The sequence below is a fragment of the Olleya sp. Hel_I_94 genome, from assembly GCF_007827365.1.
Lineage (GTDB): Bacteria > Bacteroidota > Bacteroidia > Flavobacteriales > Flavobacteriaceae > Olleya.
The window spans coordinates 220338-242603 of sequence record NZ_VISI01000002.1; the positions used below are offsets into that span (position 1 = coordinate 220338).

Annotated in this window: 16 protein-coding genes; 13 read left to right on the forward strand and 3 right to left on the reverse strand. The window is 31.8% G+C overall.

The genetic code is table 11. The features are described from left to right. The first annotated feature begins 21 nt into the window (after positions 1 to 21). The 11 genes from JM82_RS04045 to JM82_RS04100 all read left to right on the forward strand — a co-directional run bounded on the left by JM82_RS04045 (position 22) and on the right by JM82_RS04100 (position 14877). Positions 22 to 216 (forward strand): hypothetical protein, encoded by a 195-nt coding sequence (locus JM82_RS04045; RefSeq protein WP_145001462.1) that lies wholly within the window; start codon positions 22 to 24, stop codon positions 214 to 216. Then, entirely contained in the window at positions 209 to 2899 is a 2691-nt protein-coding gene (locus JM82_RS04050; protein ID WP_145001463.1) for a sensor histidine kinase, read from the forward strand. Before JM82_RS04045 ends, JM82_RS04050 begins: the two co-directional genes overlap by 8 nt. A gap of 16 nt (positions 2900 to 2915) precedes the next feature. Then, on the forward strand, positions 2916 to 3281 hold the full coding sequence (locus JM82_RS04055; protein ID WP_145001464.1) for a response regulator transcription factor: 366 nt from the start codon (positions 2916 to 2918) through the stop codon (positions 3279 to 3281). 292 nt (positions 3282 to 3573) lie between these two features. After that, positions 3574 to 5469, forward strand: coding sequence for an acetate--CoA ligase (locus JM82_RS04065; protein WP_145001466.1), 1896 nt, complete (start codon positions 3574 to 3576; stop codon positions 5467 to 5469). A gap of 236 nt (positions 5470 to 5705) precedes the next feature. Continuing rightward, positions 5706 to 7613 (forward strand): acetate--CoA ligase, encoded by a 1908-nt coding sequence (gene acs, locus JM82_RS04070; RefSeq protein ID WP_145001467.1) that lies wholly within the window; start codon positions 5706 to 5708, stop codon positions 7611 to 7613. A 338-nt stretch (positions 7614 to 7951) separates the two neighbouring features. Beyond that, positions 7952 to 9661: a serine hydrolase gene (locus JM82_RS04075; protein WP_145001468.1), complete on the forward strand. Its 1710-nt coding sequence runs from the start codon at positions 7952 to 7954 to the stop codon at positions 9659 to 9661. A 38-nt stretch (positions 9662 to 9699) separates the two neighbouring features. Further along, on the forward strand, positions 9700 to 10272 hold the full coding sequence (locus JM82_RS04080; RefSeq protein ID WP_145001469.1) for a Crp/Fnr family transcriptional regulator: 573 nt from the start codon (positions 9700 to 9702) through the stop codon (positions 10270 to 10272). 58 nt (positions 10273 to 10330) lie between these two features. Continuing rightward, on the forward strand, positions 10331 to 11065 hold the full coding sequence (locus JM82_RS04085) for an acyl-CoA desaturase (RefSeq protein WP_145001470.1): 735 nt from the start codon (positions 10331 to 10333) through the stop codon (positions 11063 to 11065). Positions 11066 to 11251: 186 nt separating this feature from the next. Beyond that, positions 11252 to 12886, forward strand: a complete 1635-nt coding sequence (locus JM82_RS04090; RefSeq protein ID WP_145001471.1) for a tetratricopeptide repeat-containing sensor histidine kinase — start codon at positions 11252 to 11254, stop codon at positions 12884 to 12886. Between the two features lie 3 nt (positions 12887 to 12889). Then, positions 12890 to 13555 carry a response regulator transcription factor gene (locus JM82_RS04095; protein ID WP_145001472.1) on the forward strand — a complete coding sequence of 222 codons (666 nt, stop codon included), beginning with the start codon at positions 12890 to 12892 and terminating at the stop codon, positions 13553 to 13555. Between the two features lie 560 nt (positions 13556 to 14115). Further along, the gene (locus tag JM82_RS04100; RefSeq protein WP_145001473.1) at positions 14116 to 14877 is read left to right on the forward strand and encodes an NYN domain-containing protein; all 762 of its coding nucleotides are present in this window, start codon (positions 14116 to 14118) and stop codon (positions 14875 to 14877) included. A gap of 28 nt (positions 14878 to 14905) precedes the next feature. On the opposite strand, the gene JM82_RS04105 is transcribed toward JM82_RS04100, so the two are convergent. Further along, on the reverse strand, positions 14906 to 16807 hold the full coding sequence (locus JM82_RS04105; RefSeq protein ID WP_145001474.1) for a DUF294 nucleotidyltransferase-like domain-containing protein: 1902 nt from the start codon (positions 16805 to 16807) through the stop codon (positions 14906 to 14908). A gap of 151 nt (positions 16808 to 16958) precedes the next feature. Between JM82_RS04105 and JM82_RS04110 the strand changes: the two genes are divergently transcribed. Continuing rightward, positions 16959 to 17981: a proline iminopeptidase-family hydrolase gene (locus tag JM82_RS04110; protein ID WP_409994619.1), complete on the forward strand. Its 1023-nt coding sequence runs from the start codon at positions 16959 to 16961 to the stop codon at positions 17979 to 17981. On the opposite strand, the gene JM82_RS04115 is transcribed toward JM82_RS04110, so the two are convergent. Together JM82_RS04115 and JM82_RS04120 are read right to left on the reverse strand one after the other, a co-directional pair. After that, positions 17978 to 19786 carry a cytochrome-c peroxidase gene (locus JM82_RS04115; RefSeq protein ID WP_145001475.1) on the reverse strand — a complete coding sequence of 603 codons (1809 nt, stop codon included), beginning with the start codon at positions 19784 to 19786 and terminating at the stop codon, positions 17978 to 17980. The two genes, JM82_RS04110 and JM82_RS04115, sit on opposite strands and share 4 nt — an antisense overlap. A gap of 74 nt (positions 19787 to 19860) precedes the next feature. Further along, positions 19861 to 21357 carry a PhoX family protein gene (locus JM82_RS04120; protein ID WP_261375299.1) on the reverse strand — a complete coding sequence of 499 codons (1497 nt, stop codon included), beginning with the start codon at positions 21355 to 21357 and terminating at the stop codon, positions 19861 to 19863. A 275-nt stretch (positions 21358 to 21632) separates the two neighbouring features. On the opposite strand from JM82_RS04120, the gene JM82_RS04125 reads away from it, so the two are divergent. Further along, the gene (locus tag JM82_RS04125; protein WP_145001476.1) at positions 21633 to 22265 is read left to right on the forward strand and encodes a MarC family NAAT transporter; all 633 of its coding nucleotides are present in this window, start codon (positions 21633 to 21635) and stop codon (positions 22263 to 22265) included. Position 22266: the final 1 nt, after the last annotated feature.

Genomic DNA, 22266 nt, shown 5'->3' on the forward strand with positions numbered 1-22266 from the left:
AAAGCAAAACCAATTAACCAAATGAAAAAAAGACACGAACAAAAGCTAGTGGTATTATCAATAGCATTGTGTTTAATTTTTAATATTCCGTTTATTTTAGTTTTCAATTTTGAAGGTGCCCTTTTTGGAATCCCAACCTTATATTTTTCAATATTTTCAATTTGGTTAGTATCTATTGTTATTTCATATATCGTATTAAAACGTCACTATGAATAATTACGCATTAATAGCCATAATTATCATCTATTTAGCAGTGTTATTTTACATTGCTTTTCTTGCTGAAAAAAAACGACAGAGCAAATGGGTTAATAATCCCTATGTGTATACGTTATCATTAGCAGTCTATTGTTCGGCATGGACGTATTACGGAAGTGTTGGTATCGCAGCAAATTCAGGAATCAATTTTTTACCAATTTATTTAGGACCTGTTATAGCAGCACCTTTGTGGATTGTAGTGCTTAGAAAGATTATTAGGATTTCTAAACAACATAAAATTTCATCTATTGCAGATTTTATATCCTTACGTTACGGAAATAGTCGATTTCTTGGTGCTTTAGTAACTATTATTTGCTTATTCGGAACCTTGCCATACATTTCACTACAGTTAAAAGCAGTTTCAGAAACGTTTGAAATCATGTCTGATGATACCAGTTATGTATCAACCGCAGTAATTGACGATTCTACTTTTTACGTCGCTTTATTATTAGCAATATTCGCTACTTTTTTTGGGACTCAAAATGCGGATGCTTCCGAAAAACATAAAGGTATTATTGCTACAGTAGCTTTTGAGTCGGTTTTAAAACTAGTCTTCTTTTTAGCAATCGGTGTTTATGTCACGTTTTATCTATTTGATGGAACAACAGATATTTACGAGAAAATTTCAGTAACCGAAAACTTTAAACAACTCACCACACTTAGTGGAATAGAAGATGGTTTTAATTGGTTTTTCTTAATAGGCTTATCCTTTATGGCTATATTTTTATTACCAAGACAATTTCAGGTTTCAGTTTTAGAAAACAATAGAGAAAAACATCTTAAAAAAGCGATTTGGCTGTTTCCATTGTATTTATTGTTATTTAATCTGTTTGTTGTTTTTATTGCTTGGGCAGGAAAATTAACTTTTGGAGATGCTCAAAATGCAGAGTATTACTCACTGTTAATACCATTAGAAAACGGAAATTCTTTTCTAGCAACACTAGTTTTTTTAGGTGGTTTTTCGGCTGTAATATCAATGGTTATTGTATCAACCTTGGCATTGTCTACAATGGTGAGTAACAACTTGATTATTCCTTATGGTTTTTTAGATAAGTTTATTAAAAATCAACCGGAACGAAATTCCAAATACATTAAGAACATTCGTCGTATTTCTATTTTTACCATTATAATTTCGGCTTATTTCTTTTATGTTTCTTTTTCAAAAGAATTATCGTTGTACTCCATAGGGTTAATTTCATTTGTAATAATATCACAGTTAGCACCTTCATTTTTTATAGGATTATATTGGAATAGAGGTGCTTCTAAAGCAGCAATTACAGGTATACTTCTTGGTTTTTTTATAGCAATTTATACTTTAGTCTTACCGTTTACATTACAAGCGTATACAGGTACGGATGATTTTACTCAGTTAGGTTTATTCGGTATTTCAGCTTTAAAACCTAATGCTTTATTTGGTATCGATTTTTTAAGTCCACCAGCACATGCGTTTTTCTGGAGTATGACATTTAATATTATGAGTTACTTGGTGTTTTCATTAACGTCTAAAGGAAATTATAGAGAACGTAATTATGCTGAGATGTTTGTGGATAGTAATAATTTTACAACACTTCAGGATAGTGCTTTGGTCTGGAAAGGTGAAGCACATGTCGCAGATATTAAAAATGTATTAATTCGTTTTTTAGGTGAAAAAAGAGCCACTCGAGCATTAAACATTTTCTTCACAAAATATAAGTTGCCTCAAGACACCCAATTGGCAGATGCAAGATTAATTAATTTTTCAGAAAAACTGTTAACAGGAAGTATTGGTTCGGCTTCAGCTAAAATATTAATTGCCAGCGTTGTAAAAGAAGAACAAATTAGCTTAGTAGAAGTATTGAAGATTTTGGAAGAGTCTAAAGAAAACATTGTTAGCAACAAGGTACTTCTAGAAAAATCTAACGAATTGTCTCAACTGTCTTCAAAATTAAAAGATGCAAATCAAGAATTAATTAGCAAAGACAAACAAAAAGACGAGTTTTTAGATACAGTTGCACATGAGCTTAAAACTCCAATTACAGGTATTAGAGCTGCAACCGAACTATTAATGGATGATGACGATGATATGCCAAAAGACATTAAAGCTCAGTTTTTAAAAAACATCTTGCAAGATACCGACCGTTTAGGACGGTTAATACATAATATATTAGATTTTGAAAAGCTTGAAACTGGTCGTTTACATTTAGACTTACAATATCACGATATTCAAAAAACAATCCACCAAGCTATTAGCAGTATCTCTCAGATTGCAGCCAAAAAAGAGGTTAAAATAATTAATAATAATCCACATACATTTAGTACTAGATATGACGAGGATCGCATTCTTCAGGTTTTAATTAATTTATTATCTAATGCAATCAAATTTTGCAATCAAAAAACAGGCATTATTGAAATAGATTATAAGCTAGGAAATCAAACTGTAGAAATCTCTGTAACTGATAATGGTAAAGGGATTCCAGAAGAAGACCATAAGTTTATTTTTGATAAATTTTACCAGTCAAAACACCAAAATACTATTAAACCACAGGGTAGCGGATTAGGTTTAGCAATCACAAAACAAATCGTAGAAAAGCATAACGGAAAAATTTGGGCAAAAAAGGACGTTAAAAATGGCGCAACGCTTGTTTTTACCATACCTTTTAAGTAAATTGTTGTCGTAAAGTATGAAGAAGAAAATTTTAATTGTAGACGACGAACCTAATATTGTAATGTCGTTAGAATATACCTTCAAAAAACAAGATTTTGAAGTGTTTATTGCAAGAGATGGAAGTGAGGCTTTAGAGATATTAAAACATCATATTCCTAATGTAGTTTTGTTAGATATTATGATGCCAAATGTAGATGGTTATCAAACATTAACACATATTAAAAATACGGACAGTTTAAAGAATACTAAAGTGGTGTTTTTAACTGCTAAAAATAAGGCTTCAGATATTGAAAAAGGTTTAAAACTTGGAGCAGATAAGTATTTAACAAAACCTTTTTCTGTAAAAAAAATAGTTTCAGAAATTATGGAGCTAGTGACTTAAAACAGTTTTTTAAGTTTATTTAAAATTGGTTTTGTGTGCAAACAAACTAAGTTTAATTAAAGTTTAAAGACATGAAATTTCACATCAACCCATTAGCGTCAGATATTATAATTAGTATTTATATTATCGCTACGCTTTATCTTAGGTTTAAATTTGAAAGTCAAACCTATACAAGCCCAATGCTCTCAATTGTTTTGGGACTTTGTTTTGTGCTTATAATCTATGCACTTGTCAAATTAAAAGTACTTAATCCCAATTGGTTCGGCTTATTTAATTCTAAAAAAGTCTAGCTATGTATTATCAAGAATTTTATAGAAAAAGTATAGACCAACCAGAGCAATTTTGGCAAGAACAAGCCTCGCAATTGGATTGGTTTAAAGCGCCTAAAAACATATTGTCTAAAGATAAATATGACTATGATCAATGGTTTCAGGATGGAGAGCTTAATCTAAGTTATTTGTGTATTGACAAACATATCAAAGAAGGATTTGGAGATCAAAATGCTATTATTTACGACTCTCCTGTAACTAATGTAAAACAGCACATTACTTTTAGTCAATTACACCACGAAGTGTCCAAACTTGCAGGTGGATTACAAGGTTTAGGATTGCAAAAAGGCGATACGTGTATTATTTACATGCCTATGATTCCGCAAGCGTTATACGCTATGTTGGCATGTGTTAGGATAGGAGTAATACACTCGGTTGTGTTTGGTGGTTTTGCACCACACGAATTAGCAATTAGAATTAATGACTGTAAGCCAAAAGCAATTATTACTGCATCAAACGGAGTCGAAATCCAGAAAATTATTCCTTATAAACCTTTTGTAGATCAAGCAATCGCTAAAGCGGAAGTAAAGCCAGAACATGTTATAGTTTTTGATAGACAATTAGGTGTTGAGATTCCGAAGAAAAACTACGATGTTGATTATCAAACGTTAGTCGAAGCGTCTCCATCAATCGAAGCGATTTCGGTAAATTCCACACATCCTTCTTACATATTATATACCTCAGGAACCACAGGAACTCCAAAAGGAATTATTAGAGATACAGGTGGTTATGCAACTGCTTTAAAATTCGCTATGAAATATATTTATGGAGTAGATGAAGGTGAAACATTTTGGGCAGCAAGTGACGTTGGGTGGGTTGTAGGGCATAGTTTTATAGCTTACGGACCATTATTAAACAGAAATACAACTATAGTTTTTGAAGGAAAACCTATTAAAACACCAGATGCATCTACGTTTTGGCGCGTAATTAATGAGCATAATGTAAAAGCAATGTTTACTGCTCCAACAGCAATTAGAGCTATTAGAAAAGAAGATCCTAATGGTCAGATGTTAAAACGTTTCGATTTGTCTTGTTTAAAATATTTGTTTTTAGCAGGAGAGCGTTGTGATGTGGCAACTCTAAGTTGGACTGAAGAAAAACTTCAAATTCCTGTAATTGACCATTGGTGGCAAACCGAAAGTGGATGGCCAATGATTGCAAATATGGTTGGTGTTGCTTTGCAAGACATAAAACCAGGTTCGGCTGGATTACCTGTATCAGGTTACGATGTTAGAATATTAAACGAAGAAGGAGAGGAAATAGAATTTAGTGTAGAAGGCTACGTTGCTATTAAATTACCATTACCACCAGGAACATTAAGTAACCTTTGGGGGAATCCACAACGTTTTAAATCGGGCTATTTAGACCGATTTCCTGGTTATTATTTTTCTGGAGATGGTGGTTACAAAGACGAAGATGGTTATGTGTTTATTACAGGTCGCGTAGACGATATTATAAACGTTGCTGGACATCGATTATCTACTGCAGAAATGGAAGAAATTGTATCCTCACATAAATCTGTAGCAGAATGCGCAGTATTTGGTGTGCATTGTCAACTTAAAGGACAAAAGCCATTAGGCTTAGTGGTTTTAAAAACAGAAACAACTTTAAATAACGATGCCATTAAAAATCAAATTATACAAGATGTACGTCGCGAAATAGGCGCAGTAGCCTCCTTTAGAGAGGTATTAGTCGTAAACCGATTGCCAAAGACACGTAGTGGAAAAATTCTTCGTAAATTGTTACGTAATATCGCTGATGAGCAACAGTATAATATACCGTCAACCATTGATGATGTTACAATTATAGACGAAATAAAAATAGTATATAAAACCCATAGTATTGGTATTCATAAATAAGTTATTGGTGTAATAATTTTAAAAATATACCATTTAAACTAACGATACCTAAAGAGAACGTCACATCGAGTGATTTTTGAAATACGAGAAAATTGTATCGAGATGTAAAAAGATAAATAGCTATTTGTCAAACTTAGCGCAGTTAAAGTGTCTCGAAAAAACAGAAATAAAAACTAAATTAATAATATAAATATCCCAATAAACACAAGTAAAGTGTTTAATAAATTAAACTAATTATGAGTAATTATCACATAAAACATTTAGAAGAGTACTACCAAGTTTACCGTAAATCCGTCAGAAACCCGGAGAGTTTTTGGGAAGAAATAGCCGAAGAGCATTTTATGTGGCGTAAAAAATGGGACAACGTTTTAAGCTGGGATTTTGATAAACCTGAAGTTAAATGGTTTGAAGGTGCAAAATTAAATATAACCGAAAACTGTATAGACAGACATTTATATACAAGAGGTGATAAAACAGCTATTATTTTTGAACCTAACAGTCTAGACGAAAAAGCACTTCATATAACCTACAGAGAATTGCACGATCGTGTTTGTAGATTTGCAAACGTATTAAAAGAAAACGGAGTTGCTAAAGGAGACAGAGTTTGTATTTATTTACCAATGATTCCTGAATTGGCAGTTTCTGTATTAGCATGTGCACGTATAGGCGCAATTCATTCTGTTGTATTTGCAGGATTTTCATCAACAGCCTTAGCAACCAGAATAAATGATAGCGATTGTAAAATGGTAATTACAAGTGATGGATCTTATCGTGGTGCAAAAACAATAGATTTAAAAGGTATTGTGGACGAGGCACTTCAGGATTGTCCTGGTGTAAATACTGTTTTAGTAGCAAAACGTATTAACTCAGACATAAATATGCAACAAGGTCGTGACCAATGGTTACAACCACTTTTGGACGAAGCGTATCATGACTGCGTACCAGAAATAATGGATGCAGAAGATCCATTATTTATTCTATACACATCAGGATCCACAGGTACACCAAAAGGAATGGTGCATACCACAGGAGGTTACATGGTGTATTCTGCATATACATTTAAAAACGTATTTCAATACAGAGAGCAAGACGTGTATTGGTGTACAGCGGATATTGGTTGGATTACTGGACACAGTTATATTGTATATGGACCATTATGTAATGGAGCGACAACCGTAATGTTTGAAGGTGTTCCTAGTTATCCAGATTTTGGACGTTTCTGGGAAATTGTCGAAAAACATAAAGTCAATCAGTTTTACACAGCACCAACAGCAATACGTGCCTTAGCAAAAGAAGGCGTAGAGCATTTAGAAAAACACGATTTATCCTCACTAAAAGTATTGGGTACCGTTGGCGAGCCAATTAACGAAGAGGCTTGGCATTGGTACGATGATAACGTTGGAAAACGTAAAGCTCCAATTGTAGATACCTGGTGGCAAACCGAAACTGGAGGGATAATGATTACTCCAATCGCATTTGCAACACCAACAAAACCAACCTATGCAACCTTACCATTTATTGGTATTCAGCCAGCATTAATGGATGAGCATGGACAAGAAATAAAAGGAAATCAAGTCGATGGTCGTTTGTGCATAAAATTCCCTTGGCCAAGTATGGCAAGAACCATTTGGGGTAATCACCAACGTTATAAAGACACTTATTTCTCTGCCTACGAGGGTAAATATTTTACAGGAGATGGCGCATTGCGTGATGAGGTTGGCTACTACAGGATAACTGGTCGTGTGGATGATGTTATTATTGTTTCAGGACACAACCTTGGAACTGCACCCATTGAAGATGCTATTAACGAGCATCCAGCTGTGTCAGAAAGTGCAATTGTCGGCTTTCCACACGATATTAAAGGAAACGCTTTATACGGTTACGTAACTCTTAAAGAAACAGGAGAAAGTAGGGATCAAGATAATTTACGTAAAGAGATTAATCAGTTAATTACTGAGCAAATAGGACCAATCGCTAAGTTGGATAAAATACAGTTTACCAATGGATTACCTAAAACACGAAGTGGTAAAATTATGCGTCGTATTTTACGTAAAATAGCAAGTAATGAGACAGAAAATTTAGGAGATACAAGTACATTATTAAACCCAGAATGTGTGCAAGAAATCATGGATAATGTACTGTAGTATCATTGTAAAAAAGTAGGACAAAGCAAACTTAAATAGTAATATATAATTATTTATTTGGGCATTACACTTTTCCGCTTAAGCTACAAAGTGTCGGGCTTTCCGTTATATCTTTTGCAAAAAAAAGCAAAAGGATACCACTGCAATCCCTAATGCAAAAAACGCAACCTTTTTAGGTTGCGTTTTTTTATTAAAACGCAATAATTGAGTCTGCATAATTTATTAAAAAATTACTTTTTTGTAACAAAAACAGATTAAAAACGTCTTATTTTTAGGATAAATTAACCATTAGCTTATATTCAAGTTAATTATTAGCATAAATCAAAACCATTACCAAAATGAAAAAACTAATAGTAATTCTTATCGTATTTATCGTCAGCTTTCAAGCTAAATCACAAGACGTTCTAATTCCAGATGAAGTTAAAACATACATTCAATCAAGAGTTAATAATCAAGTTAATGTTGGTATTGTAGTTGGATATATTGATGGTCAAAATATAGACTATTATAGCTTTGGTAACACTGCAATGAAGGATGGAACACCTGTAAATAAAAATTCAGTGTTTGAGATTGGATCTATTTCAAAAACATTTACAACGACCATTTTAGCATTAAAGGTTAATAGTGGCGAAATGAGTTTAAACGACCCAATTTCAAAATACTTACCAGAAACAGTTAAAGTACCTACAAAAAATGGCAAAGAGATTACATTGCAACATTTAGCAACACACACGTCAGCTTTACCACGTATGCCAGATAATATGGCTCCAAAAGATGTAAACAACCCGTTTGCAGATTATACCTATAAACAATTATATAGCTTTATTTCTAATTACGAGTTAACTAGAGATATTGGTGTTTTTAGTGAGTATTCAAATTTAGGAATGGGATTATTAGGTCACATTTTAGAGCTTCAAAGTGGTCAAACTTTTGAGGAATTAGTAATACAACATATTGCTAATCCCTTACAAATGGATGATACCAGAATAGTATTAACACAGCAAATGCAAAATCGTTTAGCAAAAGGACATGCAGGATTATCAGAAACTAATAATTGGGATATTATCACCTTAGCTGGAGCAGGAGGAATAAGGTCAACTACCAGTGATATGGTAAAATATATCCAAGCAAATTTAAACTGTGCTTCTGGAAATACGCCATTAGATAAAGCGATGCAGCTAGCACATCAGTCTACTTTTAAAAGTGAAGAACAGCGTTTAGAAATGGCATTAGCTTGGCATATTGAAAATGGTAAATTTTTAATGCATAATGGTGCAACAGGTGGTTATTGTGCAATGTCAGCTATTGATAAAGCGGATAAAAAAGGCGTAATAGTTTTGACAAATAGTAATGAAAACGTGGATGCTATTGCTATTAAATTAATGGTACCATCATATCCATTACAACCTGTCAAACCATCGATAGCAAAGATGATGGCTAAAAAAATTAAGGATAGTAATATAGATGAGGCTATCATATTTTATAAAGATGCTAAAGTAAGTCAAGCTAATACTTTTAATTTTGATATAGACCAGCTTAACACTTTAGGTTATCAGTTTTTAGAAGAAGACCAAAAAGAAATTGCTTTAGCATTATTTAAATTAAATGTAGCACAATTTCCGGAGGCTTCAAACCCATACGACTCATTAGGTGAAGCATATTTAAAATCAGGAGAACAAACATTAGCTATCACTAACTACAAAAAGTCTTTAGCATTAAATCCAGCAAATGACAATGCAAGAGACGTTTTAAAATCGTTAGATGTGGTATTGGAAGAGGTTGTTATATCTTCAGAAATACTAAAAACTTATGTTGGTAAATATCAATTAGCACCAGATTTTTTTATTACTATTTCAACAAACGATGGACGTTTATTTTTACAAGCAACTAACCAATCAAAATTCGAAATTTATCCGTCAGAAGTAAATCAATTTTATTTAAAAGTTGTGGAGGCTAAAGTGGAGTTTAAGCCAAACAAGGAAGGTAAAATAGACCAAATGATTTTATTTCAAAATGGTCAAGTATTACCAGGTCAGCGCGTAGAATAATAAAATTAATTCGCGATATTTGCAGTGTACATGCAAATATGATTAATATTAGAGAATATATAGAAAAAACAGTGGTTATATCTGATCAAGATTGGCAACTGTTTTCGTCTAAATTAGAGAATAGAACTTTTAAAAAGAAAAGTACAATATTAGACGTTGGCGATACAGAAAACTATATTTCGTTTATAGAAAAAGGTATCGCTCGTTTTTTAATTCCGAAGGAAGAAAAAGAAATAGATTTGACCTTTGGATTTTGTTTTAAAAATGAGTTTGTAAGTGCTTACGATTCTTTTTTGACCAGAAAACCTTCATTATATAAGTTACAAGCGTTAACGGATATTACCATGTGGAGCATATCTTATGACGATCTGCAGGAAGTGTACGAAAAAAGTTTTGCAGGTAATGTAATTGGTCGTTTATCCTCAGAACGTTTGTTTTTAATTAAATCAAAACGCGAGCAATCGCTTTTAAACGAAACTGCTGAAGAGCGTTATTTAAATTTGTTTACAGAGCGTCCAAACTTAATAAAAGAGATTCCGTTAAAATATATAGCATCTTATATTGGTGTTACTCCTCAGGCTTTAAGTAGGATTAGAAAGCGAATTTCTTAACTTAGGTTCATTGTATGAGCATAATAGTATGTAGACCTTTGTAAATAAAGCAAAGTCTATGGCTATTTTAATATTTATCATAATTTTATGGTATACAGGTTTGTTCTTTCAGACCTTCTTTTTACATCGTTACGCAGCACATCAAACCTTTACAATGTCCAAAGTGACAGAGCGTGTTTGCTTTGTATTAACATGGGTTTTTCAAGGATCAAATTATTTAAGTGCCTATGGCTACGGAGTAATGCATAGGATGCATCATGCTTATGCAGATACTGAAAAAGATCCGCACTCACCTAAATACGATAGTAATTTGTTTACTATGATGTGGCGCACAAAAAATATTTATCAGGATATTAATAAAAAACGAATTGCAGTAGCAGATAAGTTTACTAAAAATGTACCACAATGGAAGGCATTTGATAAGATAGCAAGTTCTAGAATTTCAAGATTATCATGGGCTGCAGCCTATATTGTGTTTTTTAGTGTCTTTGCAACTGCTTGGTGGCAATGGTTATTACTACCTATCGCCTTTTTTATGGCACCAATCCACGGAGTTATTATAAATTGGTTTGCGCATATTTATGGCTATCGTAATTTTAAAGTTAGTGACACGTCTAAAAATTTACTGCCTGTAGATATTTTGATGATGGGAGAAGGATACCATAATAACCACCACTCGCATAGTGGACGTGCTAATTTTGGTGTACGTTGGTTTGAAATTGATTTTACATACTGCATAATGTATGTTTTAGATAAACTACATATTATAAAAATAAAAAAAACTGCTAATTAATTAGCAGTTTTTTTTTGCATAAATATTTAATCCAAAATGATTAATTTTTATATAGAGCTGTTTTTTAATGTTTTACAAATGGCTTGGGTTTAGCTAAATTAAAAGTAAAATAGGCTATTAAGCTTTAGTGACTAAAAAGTAAATTTAGTACTAAAATAACTAAATATAAGTTTCTATTTTAGAGGTATGAAAACCAACCTAAAATTATTTCTTCTTACATATATATGCGTTACTTGTCTTTTTAGTAATAAGGCTTTTTCGCAGCATCAAACAGATAGCTTATCATACTATACAAATGCTATAGAGAAAGTAACTTCTGAAGAAACGCTAGCTAAGGCGTATCAATATTTAATTGAGCATTTAGAAATTAAAAAGAAAAAAAACAGCAAATTAGGTATAGCTTATGATTTATATTTTTTAGCAAGAATAGACTACAAAGTAGGTTTTTATGATGATAGTGAAGTAAGTGCTGTTGAAGCTTTAAAGATATTAGATGGTCTAAAAGTTAATGATTATAATACTAAACTAACAACAGGAGTTTTAAACCTTTTGGGACAAGTCTATAATCAAAAAAACATGTTTGATAAAGCTAATGAGACGTATTTAAAAGCGTTATCTATTACTTCGACTTCAAGAGATAGTTTGGTGTTGTATAATAACATTTCTAATATTTATAAAAATCAAAAATTATATAATAAAGCTCAGAGCACATTAATAAAAGCAACTAATTTATTTAATAGGGTAGAAGACTCAATAGAAAAGGCCAGAGTTATTGATAATTTAGGGTTTATAAAATTTAAATTAAATAATCATGGTGCGTTTGACGATTTTAAGACAGCCTACACCATACGTCAAAATGTTGATAATTTAGCCGAGTTATATCCAAGTTATAAAAATTTATCCGAATATTACTTAAGTAAAAAGGATACAGTCCAAGCTTTATCCTTTGCAATAAAAGCCTATGACGTTGCTAATAAGGTAAACAGTTTGTCCTACAAATTAGATGCAGTTAAAACAAGGTATAATTTAGGAGATAATACGGTATTTAAGGAGTATTCATTTTTAAACGATAGCTTATTAAAAGCGACAAAACTAAGTCAAAATAAGTTTGCTTTGCTAAAATATAACGTTAGTAAAAGTCAATTACAGTCTCAAATAGAGAAAGCTCAAAAACAAATCTACCAATTATTAGCTGTTGTAATATTGATTTTAGCTTTGGGATTACTCTATTTTTTTAGAGCAAAACATAAAAAAGAAAAATTAAAAGAGGTTTATACAACAGAAACTAGAATATCTAAAAAAGTACATGATGAGGTAGCAAATGATGTCTATCAAATAATGACAAAATTACAGAGTAAAGCCACTATAAATGAAGACTTTTTAGACGATCTGGAAAAAATTTACATTAAAACTAGAGATATTTCTAAAGAAAATAGCACAATAAATGTTAATCAAGATTTTGAAATCCTACTTACAGACTTATTAGCTAATTATAGTAGTAATCAGGTTAATGTGATTACAAAGGACATTGCAAAGGTAGATTGGAAAAAGGTGTCAGATGTTAAAAAGACTGCACTTTACAGAGTGTTACAGGAGTTAATGACCAATATGAAAAAACATAGCCAAGCTAATATTGTAGTCGTAGTTTTTAGTCAAAACAATAAAAAAGTGACTATTAATTACAACGATAATGGTGTAGGAACACTATTAAAAAAGAATAATGGTTTGCAAAATGTGGAAAACCGTATTCAATCTGTTAATGGAACAATTACTTTTACATCCACAGTCAATAAAGGGTTTAAAGCAAACATTATATTATAAAGTATGTTTAGTAAAGTAATTATATCAGATGATTTAGGTAGTATTAGTCAAGGTGTTTTATCTGTCTTAAGTAAATTATCCATAACTAATGTCACACAAGTACAATATTGTGATGATGCTTATCTTAAAATATCTAAAGCAATTCTCGACCAACAACCATTTGAATTGTTAATTACAGATTTATCGTTTATTGCAGATCATAGAGACCAGAAATATAAATCAGGAGAAGAGCTTGTTGCGGCTTTAAAGCAACAGAATCCTGATTTAAAAATTATTGTTTATTCGGTAGAAGATAGATTACAAAAAGTAAGAGTATTGGTTAATAAACATAACATTGATGGTTATGTTTGTAAAGGTAGACGTGGTTTGATAGAACTTGATCAAGCTATTGTAACTACATATCAAAATGGTCAATATTTATCACCTCAAGTGCAACAAGCTTTAAGTCCAAAGTCTAATTTAGAGATTGATGATTATGACATTTTATTAATTAAATTATTATCTAATGGTTTGTCGCAAGAACAAATTAGAGAACAACTAAAAATAGATAATATTTCGCCTAATAGCTTGAGTACTATCGAAAAAAAGCTAAACAAACTACGTATACAATTTAAAGCTAACAATGCCATACATCTTGTTGCAATCGTAAAAGATTTAGGTTTAATTTAAAAAAAAACAAGTCTTTACGGGAAACCGTAAAATACATAAGCTAACAAGTCTTAAAATTGTATGCTAATTAATTAATAATGTTTTTTCTAAGGGAAAAAACTTTAGGCAATCCTTAGTGATTGCCTTTTTTATAATTTACTATAACCAAGTAAATTGATTAGAGTTTACAGGAATAATTATAGCTAATTGACTTTATGTATTCTCGATTAAAGCCTTGCAAATTTTTTGTAGGGCTTTTTTATTTTGTATTAATCTTGTAATTAAAAATAAAATTCAATTAATGGTTTTAATTTTAATTTGTATGCTACTTTTCATTACATTTAATTAATATGTAATTCATTTTTAAAAACAATAATTATGGCTAAATCACAAGACGCAAAAAAAAATGTAAAAAAGGAAGCGACCTTATCGCCTAAAGAAAAAAAGGCTGCTAAACTAGCTAAAAAAGCAACACGAAAATAATAGCTTATCCATAGACTGTTAAAACCACTCAAAAATGAGTGGTTTTTTAATTTAAAGCTATTACCTTTAGCTACGTTATAAATTTTAACTTAGCACTTATGGATATAAAATTAGCAGTACTTATTGATGGAGACAATATTCCCTCAGCATATGTAAAGGAGATGATGGAAGAAATTGCTAAATATGGTAATCCAACAATTAAACGTATTTATGGAGATTGGACCAAACCAAATCTTAATAAATGGAAAAGTTTGCTATTAGAAAATGCTATAACTCCAATCCAACAATATGGCTATACTACTGGTAAAAATGCTACAGATTCTGCCATGATTATTGATGCAATGGATATTTTATATTCAGAGAAAGTAGATGGCTTTTGCTTAGTATCTAGTGATAGCGATTTTACACGTCTTGCAACGCGTTTACGTGAAGCTGGAATGAAAGTCTATGGTATTGGAGAAAAGAAGACGCCAAACCCTTTTATAGTCGCTTGTGATAAGTTTATTTACATAGAAATACTTAAAAACCTAACCGAAGACAGTACATTAGAACCTTCAACCAAATCTTCTAAGTCCAAAAATAATTACGACACCATCACACAAAAAGAAATTAAGCTTATTGCTACAACTATTGACGATGTTGCAGATGACGATGGTTGGGCATTTTTAGGTGATGTTGGAAGTTTATTACAAAAAAAGCAACCTAATTTTGATTCTAGAAATTATGGTTTTCAAAAACTAACACCTTTAATTAATAGTATTCCAGCGTTTGAAATAGATAGTCGTGAGGACACTAGAGGTCGCATGAAGCTAATTTATGTCAGAATTAAAGAGGTAAAACCTAAAGGTCGAAAGCGATAATTAATCACACAATTATTACTACTATAATTTAAGGTAATTGCGATACTTTATATCGCGCAGCTAATAAATCTTGTACTTCTTTAACAGGTTTAAAGCAACCTTTAAGTTTTAACTTGTTGTTTTTACTAAGGTTTTTTACATCAATAAACTGACCAGAATCATTATTTTTCAATCCTTGTTTTGTTCTAAAGCGTAGCAATACTCTAAATGCATTTATGCACGAGTCAAACAAATCTTTGTGCTGAGGTTCGATTTCAACTAGTTTTTGGTAGCGTGCTATAGTATTGTTTATATCCTTAATATCATGCGACAAAATTAAAACACGTGCAGCATCAACAAGTGGCATAATAGCTCTGGATTTAATATCAAATTGATCTTTATGTTCTCCAGAATGCTCTACTAAAAAGCTTCTAAAAAAGCTTAAAGGTGCAGGTTTTTTTAAAGCATTTCTACCCATAAAAGTTAAGAAGATTTCATGACTATGTATGGCTCTAAAAATATTGTCGGACATACCACTAACTAAACTTTGGTTTCCATAAACAAAGTTATAATCAAAAAAAATGTTGCACAACATCATTTTATCCTCGTCAGAGTGGGTAATCCAATTGGTAAATTGAGATTTCCAATCAGAGACTGTTAAACACCATTTTGGGTTACTTGCCATCATGTTATCAGGACAAAACTTAAAGCCAACAATAGCTAGTTTTTTATTTACAGCAGTTGCTAATTTTAAAAAGTAAGCTTTAGTTTTATAGTCTTCTGTACTGTCTTCATACACTAAAGCATTGTCTTGATCTGTATATAATAGTTGCTCTTTTCTTCCTTGGCTTCCAATAGCTAACCAAGCAAAAGATACAGGTGGTTCTTGGTTAAATTCAGCAATAGTTAACTCTAAAATACGCGATGTAATTGCATTATTTATTGCAGAAATTATTTTGGTTATAAAACTAATTGGGATACTTTGTTTAAGATACCCTTTTAATAAATCTTGCGCTTTTTCTCTAATATATTTTAATGACTCAGCAGAATTTGCTCGTTTTATTTCTTTAATTAAAACCGAAGGATTATTACCATAAATTACAATAATATCATGCTCTGATAGGATACCAATTAACTCAGAGTATGGTGTCCCATCTTTGGTAATACATAGGTGTGAAATATCATTTTTTAGCATTGCAATTTGTGCTTCGGCAACAGATATACTGTCAGGAAACGTGATAACTGGAGAAGACATAATGGCTTCCACAGTGTCTGTTATGGTGTGTAATCCAGTAGCCACTTTATTACGTAAATCTTTGTCTGTAATAATACCAATTGGCTGTTTGTTATTAGTTATTACAATAGATCCCACTTTATTAGTGCTCATTATTTGCGAAGCTTCTTGTATACTAATTAATGGATTGCATACCACAGGGTTTTTAGAAAACTTTGCCGATTGCATTTCTGTAAAACTAGAGGCTTCAGGTTTTAAAACACCAATGTTAGCAAATAATGTACCCTTGTCTTCATCACTATAAGGGTTACGCGTATTAGTAGCAAAACTTGCAATTAAAAACTGATTGGCTTTTGGGTTATTTATTATAATGTCTTCAATAACCTTAGCAGGAATACTATAAATAATACTTTGCTCAATAGCTCTTGCATCTAATAAATAATGATCTTTACGTATTAATGCTCGTAATCCAAAAATATCTCCAGCATCACATTTATCAACTAATTTATCATCTTTAAAAATACCAATTGCACCTGCCTTTACCACGTAAAACACCTCTTGTAAAGCTTCATTTTGTTTAAAAATAAAATTATTCTTTTCAATGTAAATTACCTCAATCTCAGATGCAATAGCTAACAATTGCTCATGAATTAAAGCATCAAAAGGAGGAAAGTCTTTTATGAAATCTAAAATACGTTCTGTAATGGCGTTTTTCATCTTACTAATTTATGCAAAATTAATAGGTTAAAATTGGACTATTACTATCATTTTGTTAAAATAATTAGCAAGATAAAAAGACAATTTATTTGATTAACTTAGTGTTCTAATTATCAAGTTTATGAAAACCTAACTATTTATTTTAAGTGTCTTGTCTTTATTATGTTTTAATTGTAAAAAGATAGAAGAAACAAAAAAGGTTGAGACTACTAATACTGCAGAAAATTATTTAAAACCTAATACTGAAGATCAATTTTTAGGAGGTATAAAAATGATACCAATTACAACACCTAAAGGCGAATTTAAGGTTTGGACTAAACGCGTTGGAAATAACCCAACAATCAAGGTGCTTTTATTACATGGTGGTCCAGGAATGACGCATGAAATTTATGAATGTTTTGATGGCTACTTTCCGCAGGAAAATATAGAGTATTACTACTACGATCAATTAGGATCGTATTACAGCGATCAACCCAAAGATTTAAGTTTATGGGATTTAGATAGATTTGTAGAAGAGGTGGAACAAGTTAGAATTGCTTTAGGTTTAAATAAAGATAATTTTTACTTGTATGGTCAATCTTGGGGAGGAATTTTGGGCATGCAATATGCCTTAAAATATCAAGACAATTTAAAAGGATTAATTATATCTAATATGGTAGCTTCAATACCTGACTATCAAAAATATTCTGACCAGGTGTTAGCACCAAAATTAGATCCTGAAGTTTTAAAAGAAATTATGAGCTATGAGGATAAAGAAGATTACACAAATCAAAGATATTTAGATTTAATTGTCGAAAATTATTACACCAAGCATGTTATAAGAATGCCAGTCAAAGATTGGCCAGAACCAATTAACAGAAGCTTTAAGCATTTAAATCCTGATGTGTATGTAACAATGCAAGGACCAAGTGAGTTTGGTATTAAAGGTAATGCTACGCTTAAAAATTGGGATGTAAAAGACCGATTAAAAGAAATTAAAACACCAACCCTTACCATTGGAGCAACGCATGATACCATGGACCCAGAACACATGAAATGGATTAGTACCGAAGTCCAAAATGGACGTTTTTTGCTTTGCCCAAATGGCAGTCATTTATCTCAATTTGATGATCAAAAGGTGTTTTTTAAAGGGTTAATTAGTTTTATTAAAGATGTAGATTCTGGTGCGTTTTAATACGTGTCAGGTACATCAGTTAAGGTTTTTAGATAAGCTATAATGGCTTGCTGCTCGGTTTCTGTAAGGTTTAAATTATCAAAAGGAAGCGTTTGATGGTCCAAATCAAAACCCAATCCACCACCTCCACCAAGGTTGTAAAAATTAAGGACTTCCTCTAAAGTAGTATAGACGCCATTATGCATATATGGACCTGTTATAGCAACGTTTCTAACCGTTGGCGTTTTAAACATACCTTTATGTAAGGCTTCTTTATATTTATAATAAAAACCAGAATCGTCATCTAGTTTTTTATTTTGGGCTGTTTTTGGAACACCAACAACTTCTTTTTCTGTTTCAGTAAAAAAAGGTGGTACAGTTCCGCTAGTTAAAGGCATAAAATGGCATGTGGCACATAAGGCTTTGCCCATAAATAGGTTATAACCTAAGGTTTCTTCATCTGTAAAATTATTAAGTTCTCCTCTAATATTTTTATCAAATTTAGAGTCAAAACCGTTTAAAGTAGAAATATAAGCAGACAATGCTTTAATAACATTGGTATTGTTTTTTGGAACTTGTCCATAGGCTTCTTTAAATAATGTAATGTAAGTTGAGTCTTGTAAAATAGCTTCAGAAAAGGTGTGAACATTAGTATTAAATTCTTTATCATTTAAAAATACAGATGAAATTTGTTCAATCATGGTTTCAGATCTACCATCCCAAAAAAAGCTTTTTTGAAAGGCACTATTTATTAAAGTTGGTGTATTGCGCTTTAATGGCTTACCGTTATTATCTAAGTTAACAGTCATAGCATCCGCATATCCTAAAGCAGGACTATGACAGGTAACACAAGCCATACTGTTATTAGCAGAAAGTTGTGTGTCAAAAAACAATTTTTCGCCTAAAGCTATTTGTTTGTCGCTTGGGTTACGGTTAGTTGTTGGTGTAAAATAGTTTAAGTTGAAACTATTACTTTCAAAAAAAGTAAGTGCATCAAAATTAAAAGCTTCTGTATTAGTAGGTTCCCAAATGTTAGCTGTTTTCCTGATAGAAACCCATTGACGCGTGATTGGATTTAAGTAATCTCTGGTAAACGCAAACCTATCAAAAGCATCAAAATCCTGATGTTGATTAATGTAATTAATTGCTTTTATAATCGAGTTGTTAAACGCATCATCTAAGGATTTGTCTTTTTTTATAATCGAAGATTTTAAGGTGTTATTATATACGTTTTGAAGACTTTTTAATGAAACAGCACTTTCTTTTATACCTAAATGACTTACAGGAGTATCAAATCCTGACATACCCAAACTTACAATGCGCAAAAGCTGTTGGTGTGTAGCTATAAAAAAACGTTGTGGTGTTAATGCTCTGTTTTCCATATTTGCTTTTAATATGGCAAACAACCCTTGTGTAACATAGATTTCTTGATTAAAATCTGTGACAGACGTATCTGACTCATAAATACTTTCTTCTATTTTTTGAAGACCAATTGGTTTTAATATTTTACCTGTATCTTCTTTATACACAGGAAGTGCAGGACCATTAGCTCTGTGTCCTACTTCAGGATTTAAATACGAGGCAAAAGGCTCTGCTTTTTTAAAAGCCTCTCGTGCTAATGTAAAATAGTGTTTGGTGTTTTTACCAGTAAGACCTTCGGTTTTTAAACTATCTAAGTAATTAGAAGCAAGATCTATATTGTTTATATAATACTTTTGAGCAATGTCCCAATTTATGACGTCTACGGTTTCGGTTTTATCCGATTTGCAAGCTGATAATGTTACTAATAATACTATTATAATTAAAAATGAATGGTGTGATTTCATGTTGAGATTGTAATAAACAAAATGAATCTCCATTGTAAAATGGAGATTCATTATTAATAATAAAAGACGTCGTTTTATCTAGGTAATCCTTGTAGTAATACGATTTGGCCACCTTGGTTGTGTGGTAAGTTTGTAGATATAAAATCGTCACTTTTCCAGTAGTGTGGTTGTAAGTTTAGAATAAACGTGTCTGGCACACCAACTTTGTCAGAAATGTCAATTAAAGCACCAAACTCTCCAGATAAAGAAGAGCTTCCAGTAGGAGATAAGTTGCTTTCAATTTTTAAATCTAATACGTCTGTTGGATTATTTCCGTTTAAGTCTGTTTGGTAGATTCTAGCTGCATGACCTCTATCAAAAGAGTTAGGATCTTCTTGAATGTACACATAGTTTTCTGTTACACAAATATTGTCCGGACTTTGTAAGCTAGATAAGTTACCATCTTGGTTGTTTGTGTCTGTGTTACCACTTACAATTTGTGTTAATTGACCTTGTAATGGGTTGTTGGCATCTAGGTTTAATTTGTAAATGGTTCCCCAATCATTATAAGTTCCTGCTCCAGGACCTCTTCCTGTTACTGCAAAATAAACGTTTCTAGCGTTTTCATCACTTCCTTTTTGGTAGTCAACATCTTCAACACGCATAAACTGTGAAGCAAAAACACCAGTACAAGCTGTTTCCATTTCTGTTTTGGTCATTGACGCACCATTTTCTATTTCAACAAATTCAACATTATAGGTTGCTCCAAAATCTAAGCTTCCTTCGTTGTACACTGTATTTGGAGCAACATTTTGGATACCATTGGCACCATCAGATACTTCTTTTAAACGTAATACATATATTTTACCGTTAGTTAAATCTGCATCTCCATTTTCTGATAAATACATGATTACTTGACCTTCAGAGCCACTAGAATCGTCATCTCCACCAATAATCACAGTTTTTCCTGCATATGAATTTTGAGGTAATGGTACTGCATTTTCCCAAGAAAATTCACCTAAAGCATCCAAACCAAAATCGGCAGTAGGCGTAGGTGTTTCTATCCAAGGATCTATTGCTTTAACATCGTATGCGATACTTTCTGAAGCAGATAAAAAGAAATCTTCAGAGCCACCATGTATTGCAGCTTCCCACATTGTACCAGAACATTGTCTTGCAAAATCTGCAACTCCAGCGTTTAACAACCATTCTCCTTTTATAGGTCTCATGTTTTGGTCAAATCTAATTCTAGAGACACTATAATCGTCTTCTGCATTGACAACATAAATATATTCGTTACCATCTTTTAATAAACCTGCACCATCTTGTGCACCAACTAAACGGAATCCATTTGGTAAATAATCTGTCGAGCTAATTAATGAGTAAGCTTTTACATTGTTAAAGTTAGCGCTAATATCTACTAAAGGATCTAAAGCCGATTTGTTACTAAAAAGCTCATCGGTAGGCGTAAAATCTTGACCATCCTGACCGTTTGTTCCATCTAATCCATTTTCTCCTTCACAGCCTACTAATCCAAATCCTAGACTGGTAATTATGCATATTTGAAAAAAATGTTGTTTAAATAATTTCATTGTATTTGATTGTTTAAGTGGTTAATTTTGAACAAAACTAAGGTCAAGAGATTTAAAGAGTATTAACTTAAAATGATTGAAATTTTAAGAAAACTTTACGCTAATGTTACTATGTAAACTTTATGTTAAGCGGTATTTTTTAGGTGTTAATATGTTGTTTTACAATGCTTTGCTTGTGGTTTGTGTGCTTTTTTTGTTTTACGTTTTATTTAAGATTAGTTAATCTAGCGATAACTTTTAAACGTCAAAAAAGAACGGAATTTGCAGAAAAAACAATGGAATTATTTTTAGCAGTATTTGGAGCATTATTTTCAATTATGAATCCTTTAGGAACCGTTCCTGTATTTGTAGGCTTAACAGGAGAGCACAGTAAAAAAGAACGATCAGTCACAGCATTTTGGACAGCAATAGATGTTTTGGTTATTTTATTGCTTTCGTTTTTTGCAGGTCAGTATATCTTATCTTTTTTTGGAATTAGTCTTAATGCTTTAAAAATAGCAGGAGGATTAATAATTACATCCTCTGGTTTTGCGTTGTTGACCGGAAAATTTAGAGAACATAAAGGGATGAAACGTAAAAAGGTACAAGAAGATATACATACTAGAGATGGAATAAGTTTAACACCATTAGCAATACCTATGTTAGCTGGTCCTGGTACAATTTCGTTATTAATTACTTATAATCAAGAGTTTGTTTTAACTGCAGAAAAATTTACCATAGTTGGTGCTATGTTTTTAGCAGCAATTACTATTTATATAATACTTAAAAGTGCTTATTTTATTGTTAAGTTTTTAGGAGCTTCAGGTATTAATGCACTGTCCAGAATTATAGGTTTTATTGTAATAGCAATAGGTGTTGAGTATATAATATCTTCGGTAGTAGATATACTTTCAACAATTAAAATATAGT

Excerpts from the sequence above, each read along its gene's own strand:
- JM82_RS04090 (WP_145001471.1), top strand. The coding sequence starts at position 11,252 with ATGAAAACCAACCTAAAATTATTTCTTCTTACATATATATGCGTTACT.
- JM82_RS04045 (WP_145001462.1), top strand. The coding sequence starts at position 22 with ATGAAAAAAAGACACGAACAAAAGCTAGTGGTATTATCAATAGCATTG.
- JM82_RS04100 (WP_145001473.1), top strand. The coding sequence starts at position 14,116 with ATGGATATAAAATTAGCAGTACTTATTGATGGAGACAATATTCCCTCA.
- JM82_RS04075 (WP_145001468.1), top strand. The coding sequence starts at position 7,952 with ATGAAAAAACTAATAGTAATTCTTATCGTATTTATCGTCAGCTTTCAA.
- acs (WP_145001467.1), top strand. The coding sequence starts at position 5,706 with ATGAGTAATTATCACATAAAACATTTAGAAGAGTACTACCAAGTTTAC.
- JM82_RS04050 (WP_145001463.1), top strand. The coding sequence starts at position 209 with ATGAATAATTACGCATTAATAGCCATAATTATCATCTATTTAGCAGTG.
- JM82_RS04085 (WP_145001470.1), top strand. The coding sequence starts at position 10,331 with ATGGCTATTTTAATATTTATCATAATTTTATGGTATACAGGTTTGTTC.
- JM82_RS04055 (WP_145001464.1), top strand. The coding sequence starts at position 2,916 with ATGAAGAAGAAAATTTTAATTGTAGACGACGAACCTAATATTGTAATG.
- JM82_RS04125 (WP_145001476.1), top strand. The coding sequence starts at position 21,633 with ATGGAATTATTTTTAGCAGTATTTGGAGCATTATTTTCAATTATGAAT.
- JM82_RS04115 (WP_145001475.1), bottom strand. The coding sequence starts at position 19,786 with ATGAAATCACACCATTCATTTTTAATTATAATAGTATTATTAGTAACA.
- JM82_RS04120 (WP_261375299.1), bottom strand. The coding sequence starts at position 21,357 with ATGAAATTATTTAAACAACATTTTTTTCAAATATGCATAATTACCAGT.
- JM82_RS04065 (WP_145001466.1), top strand. The coding sequence starts at position 3,574 with ATGTATTATCAAGAATTTTATAGAAAAAGTATAGACCAACCAGAGCAA.
- JM82_RS04105 (WP_145001474.1), bottom strand. The coding sequence starts at position 16,807 with ATGAAAAACGCCATTACAGAACGTATTTTAGATTTCATAAAAGACTTT.
- JM82_RS04095 (WP_145001472.1), top strand. The coding sequence starts at position 12,890 with ATGTTTAGTAAAGTAATTATATCAGATGATTTAGGTAGTATTAGTCAA.
- JM82_RS04080 (WP_145001469.1), top strand. The coding sequence starts at position 9,700 with ATGATTAATATTAGAGAATATATAGAAAAAACAGTGGTTATATCTGAT.